Genomic DNA, 12,298 nt, shown 5'->3' with positions numbered 1-12,298 from the left:
CACCGACTTATTGTTGTGCATCTTCCTTATAATCACATTGGGTACATTGAACTTGATTGCCTTTTTTTAGTTTTTTCTCAACTAATAAACTTTCACATTTTGGACATTTACGATCAATTGGTTTATCCCAAGAAAGGAACTCACATTGTGGATATTGGTTACAGCCATAAAAAATTCTTTTCTTTTTTGTTTTCCTTTCAATAATACTGCCCTCTTCACAGTCAGGACATTTCACACCAATTTCCTTTATAATTGGCTTCGTATTTCGACAATCTGGAAAATTACTACACGCCATAAATTTTCCGTATCTTCCCATTTTATATACCATTGGACTTCCACAAAGTTCACAATCTTCGCCAGCAAATTCGGGTTTTATTTCAATTTTCTCCATTTCCGCCTCTGCTTTTGAAAGATGTTGATAGAAGTCTTGATAAAATTCATCAATAATTGAATTCCACTGCATTTTTCCTTCTTCTACTTCATCCAAGGATTTTTCCATTTTCGCAGTAAACTCTACATCTAAAACATCTGGAAAATACTCCGCCATGACTTCATGAACAATCGTACCTAATTCAGTAGGAACAAACCTCTTATTATCAAGAGAGACGTACCCGCGTTTTTGGATTGTATCTAAGGTTGGGGCATACGTAGAAGGTCGACCAATCCCTAGCTCTTCCAATGTTTTGACAAGTCGTGCCTCCGTAAACCGTGGTGGAGGTTGGGTGAAGTGTTGTTTTGGGTCTATTTCATCCGTGTTAACTTTATCACCATTTTCAAGACTAGGCAACCAATTTTCTTTTTCTTCTTTTTGGTCATCATTTCCTTCAACATATACTTTCATAAATCCTGGGAACTTCACTTTTGAACCGTTTGCTCTAAATTGAACATCCCCATTCATAAGGTCGACTGATAAAGTATCCATTATGGCTGGTGTCATTTGGCTCGCCACAAACCGTTCCCATATTAACTTGTACAAACGTAGTTGGTCTCTTGATAAAAATTCCTTTAACGATTGAGGCTCTCGTAAAACACTTGTAGGACGAATCGCTTCATGGGCATCCTGTGTTTTCCCTTGGGAGCCTCCTCCTGATGATGGCTTAGTGTACTCTTTTCCATAGCTTGATTCAACATAGCCTGCGGCTTCCTTCTGAGCGGTTTCAGAAGTTCTTGTCGAATCTGTTCTCATGTAAGTAATAAGACCTATCGTACCTTGTTTTCCTAAATCAATTCCTTCATAAAGTTGTTGAGCTAACATCATTGTTTTCTTCGCTCTAAAATTTAATTTTCTTGCTGCTTCTTGTTGTAAGGATGAGGTCGTAAAAGGTGGAGCAGGATTTCGCTTTCGCTCCCTTTTCGTCACCTTTGATACTTCGAAATAATCTTGCTTTAGTTTTGCTAATACATCTTTAACCTCTTGTTCACTCTTCAACGCTAATTTCTTCCCATTTAATCCATAAAATGTAGCGTTGAATGATTCCTTATTTTTTGTAAAGGCTCCATTAATCGTCCAATACTCTTCAGGTTGAAATTGGCTAATTTCATTTTCACGGTCAATTATTAAGCGTAGTGCAACCGATTGAACTCTTCCTGCACTCAACCCTTTTTTTATTTTCTTCCATAGTAAGGGGCTAATATTATACCCTACTAATCGGTCTAAAATACGACGTGCTTGTTGTGCATCAACAAGATCCATATCAATCGCACGTGGCTGCTTAAAGGACTCTTTAATGGCATCCTTTGTAATCTCATTAAAGACAACGCGACAATCACTGCTTGTCTCTATGTCTAAACTATGGGCTAAATGCCAAGCAATAGCTTCCCCTTCACGATCAGGGTCAGCTGCAAGATAAATTTTCTTCGCTTTTTTTGCTGCCGTTTTTAATTCCTTTAACACAGGTCCTTTGCCTCGGATGGTAATGTACTTAGGCTCAAATCCATGCTCAGTATCAACGCCCATCTGGCTTTTTGGTAAATCACGGACATGCCCCATAGACGCACGAACTTTATATCTTTTACCTAAATATTTCTCAATTGTTTTCGCTTTTGCGGGTGATTCTACAATCACTAAATAATCTGACATGCAAAGTCCTCCTTAGAGGTAAATATACTGAATATTCAAGAATAAATATTAAATGTCTTCAATCTCTTTGTCAAATATAATATGAGCTCTGAGTGACAACGTTTACAAGTTAGGACAACTATTTTTTCATTCATTCTTGGTCTTCGACCTCAAATAACTTCTGTTGCAAAATGTATAACAGATTATGAATAATTGCAACCTTTTTGTGAAAAATTTATGGAAAAATCTACTTTTAACTACATTATACAGACATTTCTTGCAAAATATCCTCTGCAGTTTGAACAAGTATTGCCCCTTGTTTTATTAGACTATTTGTACCAATAGACAAGGGGTGGTGAATAGGTCCTGGAATAGCAAAAACATCTCTCCCTTCATTCAGCGCCATTTCAGCTGTTATTAATGATCCACTTCGTGCACCAGCTTGAACAATTAAGCTTCCTTTTGATAATCCACTTATAATGCGGTTTCTTGCAGGGAAATGCCATTTTTTAGGCATTGTATCTGGGGGATATTCACTGAGAAGAAGGTAATCATTAGCAATTTCTCTAGCCAAAACCTCATTCTTCTTAGGATATATATGGTTAAATCCTCCTCCTAATACAGCAATTGTGTCGCCATTGAATTTTATTGTCATCTTATGAGCAAAAGTATCTACACCCGTTGCTAGACCACTGACAATGATAATATTTTGGTGAACTAATGGGGGGAGTAGCTCTGTTAGTGTACGCTCTGCATATTCGTTTGCATTTCTTGCCCCTACAACAGCCAACCTCTTTCCCTTAGATAGAAGGTCTAGATTTCCCTGACAAAAAAGTCCCCATGGGGGTTGAAAAATGTTCTTAAGAAGGAAGGGATAGTCCTGATCAAAGATCGTCACTATTTTTATACGATCTGCTTCATATCTTTGAAGTGTTTTTTTGTGAGAAAAGCTATTTAGTTCTCTTTGGAATTGGATAAATTTACTTGTTGAAAGTTGAAAAGCTTGACGTAATGAAGAATTTGAAGAGGAATATAAATTTATGAGAGTAGGGTCTTTTCTTAAATAGAAGTAAATATTTTTCCAGCTTAAGCTTTGGCAATGTAATAAATGAATAAATCGTTTTTTATCAATCATAAATAACCTCCTTTTTAATAGAAACAGCCCTTCTATTAGAAGGACTGTTCGAAGCTCTTTCTTAATGCGTTTTACACTTTTCAAAAAGATCTTTTTCTTTAAGAACTTTTATTAACGTTTCACCCATAACCGATGGCGTGTCGGCTACTTCAATTCCGCATTCATTCATTACTCTAATTTTTTCATCAGCGGTTCCTTTACCACCAGAGATAATAGCTCCAGCATGGCCCATACGTTTTCCAGGAGGTGCAGTACGTCCGCCAATAAATCCTACAACTGGCTTAGTCATATTTTCTTTTACCCACAGAGCAGCCTCTTCCTCAGCAGTACCTCCGATTTCACCAATCATGATGACAGCATAAGTATCTTCATCTTCATTGAATGCTTTAAGAACATCGATGAAATCCGTTCCATTGACTGGATCTCCACCGATTCCAACAGCTGTTGATTGACCAATCCCTGTTTGAGACAACTGATGTACTGCTTCATATGTTAAGGTACCAGAACGTGAAACAACGCCTACATGACCTTTTGTATGAATGTAACCTGGCATAATACCAATTTTACATTCTTCAGGAGTAATCACACCAGGACAGTTTGGTCCTACAAGACGTGTTTTCTTACCTTCCATATAACGTTTTACTTTTACCATATCTAGAACAGGAATATGTTCTGTAATACAAATCGCTAAATCTAATTCAGCATCTACAGCCTCCATAATCGCGTCTGCTGCAAATGGAGCAGGAACATAAATGACTGAAACATTTGCGCCTGTTTCTTGTACTGCTTCAGCTACTGTGTTAAAAACTGGTACACCTTCTGCTTCTGTTCCTCCTTTACCAGGAGTAACACCTGCTACAATTTTTGTCCCATACTCTAGCATTTGCTTAGTATGAAATAGGGCTGTTGAACCTGTAATACCTTGTACCATTACTTTTGTATCTTTATTAATGAATACGCTCATTATGTTCCCCTGCCTTTCTTATCCTACTTGTCCTACTATTTTTTGTGCGCCATCTGCCATTGACTCTGCCGCAATGATGTTCAACCCAGATTCATTTAAAATTTTCTTTCCTAATTCAACATTTGTTCCTTCTAAGCGAACTACAAGGGGAACATTTAAATCAATTTGTTTTGCTGCTTCGACTACACCAGTAGCAATAACATCACATTTCATGATTCCACCAAATATATTAACAAAAATACCTTTAACATTTTCGTCAGATAAAATGATTTTAAAAGCTTCTGTTACTTTTTCTGCTGTAGCACCGCCTCCAACATCTAGGAAGTTAGCAGGGTCTCCACCGTAATGTTTAATAATATCCATTGTGGCCATTGCTAGTCCCGCACCGTTTACCATACAACCGATATTTCCATCTAATGAAATGTAACTTAAATCATATTTAGACGCTTCAATTTCTTTTGCATCTTCTTCTTCTAAATCACGGAACGCTAAAACGTCCTTTTGTCGATAAAGAGCATTAGAATCAAAGTTTAACTTTGCATCTAGAGCCATTACATTCCCATCACCTGTAACAACAAGCGGGTTTATTTCAGCAATTGAACAATCTTTTTCTTCATAAGCCTTATATAAGCCCATCATAAACTTAACAGCTTTATTTACTAGTTCTTTTGGAATATTAATATTAAAGGCAATTCTACGAGCTTGGAATCCAGTTAAGCCTACAACTGGATCAATATATTCTTTAAAGATCTTTTCAGGTGTTTGTTCTGCTACTTCTTCAATTTCAGTTCCGCCTTCTTCAGAAGCCATTAACACAACACGTGATGTTGCACGATCAAGTACCAATCCAATATAATACTCTTTCTTGATATCACAGCCCTCTTCGATAAGTAAGCGCTTAACTTCTTTGCCTTCAGGGCCTGTTTGGTGTGTAACAAGGGTTTTACCTAATATATCATTTGCATATGTACGAACTTCGTCTAAGCCCTTTGCCACTTTAACTCCACCCGCTTTACCGCGACCTCCTGCGTGGATTTGAGCCTTGACAACACATACTTCTGTCCCTAGTTCTTTTGCTGCTTCAACTGCTTCTTCTACAGTGAATGCTACTTTTCCATTAGGTACTGCTACCCCATAACTTCTGAGGATTTCTTTACCTTGATATTCATGGATATTCATTTCCCATCCTCCAATCAAACTCTTCAAAAAATAGACTGCGCTTTCATTGTATAAAATGTCCGAAAATCTGTCTACCATTATAATAAAAATATTATATTAGTTTAAAAATTCAATCTATTTAGTGAGATATTTATACTGAATACACTTGATCAAATTGTCGTTAAATACTTTTGTAATAAAACATTTATCCTACCCTTTTAGTTTATGTATGTAAGCTGATTAATACAAAAACCTGTGCTACAACTTCCTCTATTTCATCTTGAATTTTCTCATTTAATTTTAGTTCCCCCAATCATTCCACTAGGCTTGAATCGATATATGGTATTCATTTGCCTTTGCTAAAAAAATTGTCTGAAATGAGCCCAGTCCCTTTGGCCACTACTTTTGATGAATTAGTTACTTGACCATCGAAATTCAATGCAACGGCCATTGCGGGCACTATAAATCCATTCCCTTCGCCGTAGGAATTAAGCTCATATAATTTTTTCATTTCTATCTTTATCTACTATGAAAATGTATACCCTTTTCAGTCAGACCTTTTTTAACATTTTTATTAGAGATGAGTCCACTATTTTTCGTTCATTATTATTAACGCAATAATACGAATTTGGACTTACATATCAATAATTGTTTCTTTTAAAGAACGTAAATGAAATAAACACTATAGCAACAATGGATTCTCCTCATTTTCCTTTCCAGACCATTGGAAAATAAGACCATGCTGATAATCATTTAGCCTTAGAAAGGAGGTTTTGCCCATAAATTTTGCAGTAATCCACTCGAATAACTCTTTAATCTTTGCAGCTCCTCCTTGAGAAGCGAGAGCCGCATCGATTTAAGGGTCTATTTCACTTCTTGTTTACATTCACCGTTAGAAGACAAATTTGGTGCATTTACGTAAGTTCTTTTTTAATTTTTGGAAAGAAAAGAAGAGCTTAGTCAAAAATTATTAGTTGGTTTGACAGCTCTTTTCCTTTTCCTTTGAGTTTAAGTCGGTCTTGTAAATAACTTGGAAGTATACAGGTTATATTTTGCACATCCTCATGGGTAATTTCTTCTTGATTTGTGTAACCCGAAACTTCTTCGCCGATCATTGCCAAATCAAAGGGGGAGTTACAATAGATGATTTCTGCCAACTGTGTATACAGGGTATTAATTTCCTTTAACCAAGGGTTTAGCTCTACTGTAAGGGGATATTTGCAAGGAAATATTTCTTCATATGAAGCCTGTGGTATTGCAATATCTAACCAATCAGACTCACCATCCACCCTGATGATAGTAATTACACAAGGGAGTTCACCATCCTTTGAATTCGAGAAAGATAATGTACCGTAAAATTGAGTAACACTGTCTTCTTCAATGTTTATTGGTAGAAAGATAGATTTCTTTTGATAATCCTTTTTATCTTCCCATACTCCATTAAAGTTATCACTTTTACACAAACCAAGAAGTGCTTCATTTACCCTTTTATTATTTCCGAATGGGTGATATTCAATTGAAAGTTCATAAAATTCACCAATCCAATTATCAGGGTTATTGTAAATATCATAATTCATTAATTTTCAACTCCAGTTTAGAAACTTCTTAACACACTTACAGTATTGTAATTGGATTTTTGCAAAGCTGAAATAAGCATTTGTTCAACTTGTTTTTCAAATGCTAAAGTCTTGTCTATTTCAAGCCACCAGATCTAGGAGAGATAGATATCTAAATAATTGTAGCCACACCTTGAAAGCGTCTCATCCAGGTCTTTTATCTGCTATGGAAGTAATTAATGAGTTGGATGTGGAAATACCTTTTTCATATTTTGTTTTTGTCTTTTATATAGTTTCGTGCCTCAAGTGCTTATTTTTCGCGAATTTCTTATCATTAGCTGCTGTATCTGTACAAAGCAATGAAGATGGGTGAGTATAGCCCACAATATCAAATTCTACTCGTCCTGTTCCACCTTTACGAGCAATCATATTACCAGTGCCGTCTTATGTATCCACGACTGCAATTTAAAGGACAGAAATACCTCTTTTCCCATCTTTGGTAGCACATTTTAGTTTTATAGTGAATTAACCCTAACGGAACTTTTAACGACTTCTGTACGGCTCTATAACGGCTCTCAGATAGCGTTGACGAGTAAGGTGTTTGTGTAGTAGGGCATTAGCTCCTCTTCTTTTAGTTTTATACAAGGATGATACTTCAGACAATGGAATGTCGACTATTAGTTTTCCCCTTTTCTAATACATCATTTACCCAACCCTATTGAAAAAAAGTCTTAATAGGTGCGAACGTTTTTCGATGTAGTTCACAAGGACCTTCTGCCTGTAAAGCTTCAATATGTTCGCTTGTCCCATACCCCATATTTCGCTGAAATCCGTATTGAGGATATTTTTTGGCATATTGTTTCATCAGTCGATCTCTCGTAACTTTTGCTACGATAGAGGCTGCAGCGATAGATATCGAGGTTGCGTCTCCTTTAATAATGGAAAGCTGCTCAATTGGTAAATCTAACTTCATTGCATCGACAAGTAAAAAATCCGGTTTTACATTTAACTGTTGAATCCCTTGCAACATTGCTTTTTTAGTAGCTTCATAAATATTCCATTGATCAATTTCACTAGCAGTCAGGATACCTACTCCAACGGCAACTGCTTGTTGTTGAATTTGCTCATACAATTCTTCCCTTTTTGCCTCACTCAATTTTTTGGAATCATTTAAACCTGGAATATAACATGATTCTGGTAGAATAACAGCACTCGCTACGACAGGCCCAGCCAGCGGCCCTCTTCCCACTTCATCGACACCCGCAATGAACTGAAATCCTTCCTTTCTCATTTTATTTTCATAGATTGACATTTTTTCAAAGGACTCTACTAGTTGTTGGCGTTTCTCATTTTCACGGTGCCACTGTTTAACTAGCTTTTGTACACCTACTCGCTTATCTAATTCAAACATCTTTAACTGCGGGTGATTAATTTCTGTAATATTCTGTAGCTGTTCTTTTATCTCTTTAATTGTTGCCATCCTGTTTTCTCCACTTCTCTTTTTTATAAAAAATGTAGACTCCAATTGAGTCTACATTTTTTCGTTATCATCTTCAGGTGGAAAGTCAAATGTAACTCTCCCTAATTGAATCCCCCGTACATCTCGGATAATTAATTCAGCGGTTTTATCGTAATCTATTTCTCCCCCTGCCATTAGGCAGCCCCTAAGCTTTCCGATATGTTGAAACTTATCGACCGGATTATCTGGTATGTCACTAAACTCATACCGCTCTTTTAGCTTGGAAACGTAATGCTCCTCTAAAAACAATAGCCCATATAACGCAATATCCTGTAGATTTAGTATTGTATCTTTTATGGCACCAGTCAGAGCCAGCTTATAGCCTACCTTCTCATCTTCAAATTTTGGCCATAATATTCCTGGTGTATCTAATAGTTCTAGTTCTTTTCCGACTTTAATCCATTGCTGGCTTTTCGTAACGCCTGGCGTATTCCCTGTTTTAGCAATATTCTTTTTTACTAATCGGTTAATTAAAGTCGATTTACCTACGTTTGGAATTCCAACTATCATCGCTCTAATCGCTCTAGGCTTCATGCCTCTTGACTTCATGCGATCCCATTTTTCTTTTAAAATCGATTGTGATTCTTTAACAATTTTCTGCATGCCATTTCCTGCTTGAGCATTTACAGAGATTGCTTTAATTCCATTACTTTCAAAATAGGTAATCCACTTCTTTGTCAGCTGAGGATCTGCCATATCTTCTTTATTTAAGACAACAAGCCGTGGCTTTTGATGAACAATCTCATCAATCATCGGATTTCGAGAAGAGAGTGGAAGTCTTGCATCAACTAGTTCGATAATAATATCGACTAATTTTAACTTCTCTGTTACTTCTCTTCGAGCCTTCGCCATATGGCCAGGAAACCATTGTATTGTCATTCTAATACCTCCAAGTCTTACTTAACATACCGGACATCATTAAACGGCCAGAAAACAATATTTGTTGATCCTACCACATCTTCCATCTTAATCGGACCAATCGTTCTGCTATCTTGGCTGACCGGACGATTATCACCCAGTACAAATACATGTCCTTCCGGTACCGTGTTCTCACTCATCACACCTTCAAGTGTAAAATCTTCTGTATAATTGTTTCCTTCAAACATAGCTTTATATTCATCTAAATAGGGTTCTTCATAGGCCTCGCCATTAATATACAAAACATCATTTTGATATTTTATTTCATCTCCTGGCAAGCCTATAACCCTTTTTATGTAATCCTTATTTCCTGGAGCATGAAATACGATAATATCAAATCGATCAGGTTCTTTAAAGTGGTAGCTAATTTTATTCATGATCATACGTTCACCGCTTTGTAAAGTTGGTACCATGGAGCTACCATCTACAACAATAGGTGAAAACAGGAAAAAGCGAATAATTGCCGCAATGCCAGCTGCGATTAATAAAGCCCTTGTCCATTCCCATACTTCATTTTTCTTCTTAACCAATTTTCCCACCCCTTAATATACTTACCTTCCTATTTTACCGTATTGTCTAAATTATACCATCATTCCAAGAAAAGAAAATGAAAAAGGAGCTTGTAACCAAGCTCCTTTTTCTAAATATAAGAAAATAAAAGTTATAGAATTCAACTAGTAGTGAATTCAATCTCCAAAAGCGGATGCTTTCACTTTTCTTATTATCGAATTTCTTTAATACGAGCAGCTTTACCACGTAGAGCACGTAGGTAATAAAGTTTCGCACGACGAACTTTACCGCGACGCATTACTTCGATTTTTGCAATCTTTGGCGTGTGTACAGGGAAAGTACGTTCAACACCTACACCGTAAGAAATCTTACGTACTGTAAATGTTTCAGAAATTCCACCACCACGACGTTTAATCACAACACCTTCAAATACTTGGATACGCTCACGGTTACCCTCTACGATGTTCACGTGAACACGTACAGTATCACCAGGACGGAATGAAGGTAGATCAGTACGAAGTTGCTCTTTAGTAATTTCTTGAATTAATTGATTCATCGTTTTCAACTCCTTCCAGCAGAAGCTCTTGCAAATCCAATTGTTTGCAGCGGAACATCTTGATTAGACCTGAGTAGGAACTACTTCAAGTCACAAAGAATATATTACAACATTCTTCTTCTCTATGCAACAGTTATTAGGAATTTCTCCATTCATCCAACCACTTTTGTTGTTTTTCTGAAAGTGGATAGCTTTCTAATAAATCAGGTCTTCGCTCATATGTACGACGAAGGGATTCTCGTTCCCGCCATTCTTCGATTTTAGCGTGATTCCCTGACAATAGAGTATCAGGTACCGTTAACCCTCTAAAGTTAGCCGGACGTGTATAATGAGGGTGCTCTAATAGCCCTGACGAAAATGAATCTAATACAGGGGAGTCTTCATTTCCTAAAACACCTGGCAGTAATCGAACAACAGAATCAATCACAACCATTGCACCTAGTTCACCACCAGTAAGAACATAATCACCTATTGAAATCTCATCTGTGACAACGTGCTCACGAACCCTTTCATCGTACCCCTCATAATGCCCACAAAGAAAAATTAAATGATCTTCTTTTGCTAATTCTTCTGCTTTACTTTGAGAATATCGCTCACCTTGTGGACACAATAAAATAACCCTCGGTTTATTTCCTTCTGGATTATTTTTGTTTAGCTCTGCCACTGCATCAAAAATAGGTTGTGGAGTTAAGACCATTCCTGCTCCCCCACCATATGGATAATCGTCGACGGATTTATGCTTATTGCTAGAATAGTCTCTAAAATTGACCACCGAGTATGATGCAGCACCTTTGTCTTTTGCTTTCTTTAAGATCGATTCGTTTAAAACTCCTTCAAACATTGAGGGGAATAATGATAAAACGTCTATCTTCATTAAAATAACCCTTCCATCGGTTTTATAATAATATGCTTATTCTTCACATCAATCATATCAACAATATCATCAATATAAGGAATTAAAATTTCACCTTTCTTTCCTTTTACAACCCACACATCATTTGCTCCTGGTACTAATATTTCCTTCACTTTTCCAAGCTCTTCACCAGTTGTAGCCGTAACGGTACAGCCAATAATTTCATGAAAATAATAAGCTCCTTCTTCAAGCTCCCCAAGCTGATCTGCTGCTACTTTTAAAGTCGCCCCTTTAAAACGTTCCACTTCATTAATATTGTCATATCCTTCAAAAAGCAATAAATCAAAATTTTTATGACGTCGATATGATTGGACTGTTAAAGGAAGGGACTCATTTCCCTGAAATAAGTATAATGTACTTCCTACTGCATATCGTTCTTCCGGGAAGTCAGTACTCGAAATGACGCGAACTTCTCCACGTACACCATGAGTATTGACAACTTTCCCAACATTAAACCACTTTTCCATGTTGCTCACCTCTCACGTATTTCAGATACTATTCCATCTTTTACAACAATCGTTTTACCTGCAATGACATTTTCCCAATTATCCCCTTCTTTTACTTCTAAAATCGATTGAAGTTCCTGATCTTTAAGCTCACTTCCAATAGGTAATATATCAAGTTGCTTTATTTGAAAGTCAAAAAGCTTTATTTTTTCTTCTCTACCAGATATTTCTTTTTCAAAATGTACCTTTAAGCTTTTAGGAGAAAACTTTTTTAGTTTTTCTTGTTTCTTTAGTTCAAATTTAAACTGGTCAATCTCTTTTTGAAGTTGAGTTTTACCCTCTTCATATTGTTTATACAACTTCTCTTTACTATCTTTTGTTAAAATTTGCTTCACAATAACATTTTGGAGAATCTTCACAGTAATGCCTCCCTATAATAGTCTTTTATGTACGAGCCCATAGAAAATAGTAAAGGGGGAAATAATGAATGAGGATTGGAATAGAGTATATTTTTGATTGTAGTTTTGTGGAAAATAATTAAATATATATGTAAAAAGGGAGGTT

Annotated in this window: 12 protein-coding genes and 1 pseudogene; all 13 read right to left on the bottom strand. The window is 36.5% G+C overall.

All coding sequences use genetic code 11. From position 1 onward, the window contains the following. Positions 1-7: 7 nt before the first annotated feature. The 13 genes and pseudogenes from topA to WAK64_RS03565 all read right to left on the bottom strand — a co-directional run bounded on the left by topA (position 8) and on the right by WAK64_RS03565 (position 12,153). The gene (topA, locus tag WAK64_RS03625; protein ID WP_336585579.1) at positions 8-2,080 is read right to left on the bottom strand and encodes a type I DNA topoisomerase; all 2,073 of its coding nucleotides are present in this window, start codon (positions 2,078-2,080) and stop codon (positions 8-10) included. Between the two features lie 241 nt (positions 2,081-2,321). After that, positions 2,322-3,194, bottom strand: a complete 873-nt coding sequence (dprA, locus tag WAK64_RS03620) for a DNA-processing protein DprA (RefSeq protein ID WP_336585578.1) — start codon at positions 3,192-3,194, stop codon at positions 2,322-2,324. A 61-nt stretch (positions 3,195-3,255) separates the two neighbouring features. Further along, complete coding sequence (sucD, locus tag WAK64_RS03615; RefSeq protein ID WP_336585577.1) at positions 3,256-4,158, bottom strand: succinate--CoA ligase subunit alpha; 903 nt, start codon at positions 4,156-4,158, stop codon at positions 3,256-3,258. Positions 4,159-4,176: 18 nt separating this feature from the next. Then, positions 4,177-5,337, bottom strand: coding sequence for an ADP-forming succinate--CoA ligase subunit beta (gene sucC / locus WAK64_RS03610; protein ID WP_336585576.1), 1,161 nt, complete (start codon positions 5,335-5,337; stop codon positions 4,177-4,179). Between the two features lie 935 nt (positions 5,338-6,272). Then, positions 6,273-6,893 carry a hypothetical protein gene (locus tag WAK64_RS03605; protein ID WP_336585575.1) on the bottom strand — a complete coding sequence of 207 codons (621 nt, stop codon included), beginning with the start codon at positions 6,891-6,893 and terminating at the stop codon, positions 6,273-6,275. 17 nt (positions 6,894-6,910) lie between these two features. After that, positions 6,911-7,316 (bottom strand): annotated as a pseudogene (locus tag WAK64_RS03600) (IS1595 family transposase); the annotation flags it as partial. Positions 7,317-7,587: 271 nt separating this feature from the next. Continuing rightward, entirely contained in the window at positions 7,588-8,352 is a 765-nt protein-coding gene (locus WAK64_RS03595; RefSeq protein ID WP_336585574.1) for a ribonuclease HII, read from the bottom strand. Between the two features lie 51 nt (positions 8,353-8,403). Then, positions 8,404-9,270, bottom strand: a complete 867-nt coding sequence (ylqF, locus tag WAK64_RS03590; RefSeq protein WP_336585573.1) for a ribosome biogenesis GTPase YlqF — start codon at positions 9,268-9,270, stop codon at positions 8,404-8,406. A 17-nt stretch (positions 9,271-9,287) separates the two neighbouring features. After that, positions 9,288-9,839, bottom strand: coding sequence for a signal peptidase I (gene lepB, locus WAK64_RS03585; RefSeq protein WP_419465884.1), 552 nt, complete (start codon positions 9,837-9,839; stop codon positions 9,288-9,290). Between the two features lie 191 nt (positions 9,840-10,030). Beyond that, positions 10,031-10,375, bottom strand: a complete 345-nt coding sequence (gene rplS, locus WAK64_RS03580; protein WP_336585571.1) for a 50S ribosomal protein L19 — start codon at positions 10,373-10,375, stop codon at positions 10,031-10,033. A gap of 136 nt (positions 10,376-10,511) precedes the next feature. Continuing rightward, complete coding sequence (gene trmD / locus WAK64_RS03575; RefSeq protein ID WP_336585570.1) at positions 10,512-11,249, bottom strand: tRNA (guanosine(37)-N1)-methyltransferase TrmD; 738 nt, start codon at positions 11,247-11,249, stop codon at positions 10,512-10,514. Then, the gene (gene rimM, locus WAK64_RS03570) at positions 11,249-11,755 is read right to left on the bottom strand and encodes a ribosome maturation factor RimM (RefSeq protein ID WP_336585569.1); all 507 of its coding nucleotides are present in this window, start codon (positions 11,753-11,755) and stop codon (positions 11,249-11,251) included. Before rimM ends, trmD begins: the two co-directional genes overlap by 1 nt. A gap of 5 nt (positions 11,756-11,760) precedes the next feature. Beyond that, positions 11,761-12,153 carry a YlqD family protein gene (locus tag WAK64_RS03565; RefSeq protein ID WP_336585568.1) on the bottom strand — a complete coding sequence of 131 codons (393 nt, stop codon included), beginning with the start codon at positions 12,151-12,153 and terminating at the stop codon, positions 11,761-11,763. Positions 12,154-12,298 lie beyond the last annotated feature (145 nt).

The organism is Bacillus spongiae (genome assembly GCF_037120725.1).
GTDB lineage: Bacteria > Bacillota > Bacilli > Bacillales > Bacillaceae_K > Bacillus_CI > Bacillus_CI spongiae.
This window is presented reverse-complemented; position numbering and strand designations above follow the sequence as displayed.

Excerpts from the sequence above, each read along its gene's own strand:
- rimM (WP_336585569.1), bottom strand. The coding sequence starts at position 11,755 with ATGGAAAAGTGGTTTAATGTTGGGAAAGTTGTCAATACTCATGGTGTA.
- trmD (WP_336585570.1), bottom strand. The coding sequence starts at position 11,249 with ATGAAGATAGACGTTTTATCATTATTCCCCTCAATGTTTGAAGGAGTT.
- sucD (WP_336585577.1), bottom strand. The coding sequence starts at position 4,158 with ATGAGCGTATTCATTAATAAAGATACAAAAGTAATGGTACAAGGTATT.
- WAK64_RS03605 (WP_336585575.1), bottom strand. The coding sequence starts at position 6,893 with ATGAATTATGATATTTACAATAACCCTGATAATTGGATTGGTGAATTT.
- dprA (WP_336585578.1), bottom strand. The coding sequence starts at position 3,194 with ATGATTGATAAAAAACGATTTATTCATTTATTACATTGCCAAAGCTTA.
- rplS (WP_336585571.1), bottom strand. The coding sequence starts at position 10,375 with ATGAATCAATTAATTCAAGAAATTACTAAAGAGCAACTTCGTACTGAT.
- ylqF (WP_336585573.1), bottom strand. The coding sequence starts at position 9,270 with ATGACAATACAATGGTTTCCTGGCCATATGGCGAAGGCTCGAAGAGAA.
- sucC (WP_336585576.1), bottom strand. The coding sequence starts at position 5,337 with ATGAATATCCATGAATATCAAGGTAAAGAAATCCTCAGAAGTTATGGG.
- WAK64_RS03595 (WP_336585574.1), bottom strand. The coding sequence starts at position 8,352 with ATGGCAACAATTAAAGAGATAAAAGAACAGCTACAGAATATTACAGAA.
- topA (WP_336585579.1), bottom strand. The coding sequence starts at position 2,080 with ATGTCAGATTATTTAGTGATTGTAGAATCACCCGCAAAAGCGAAAACA.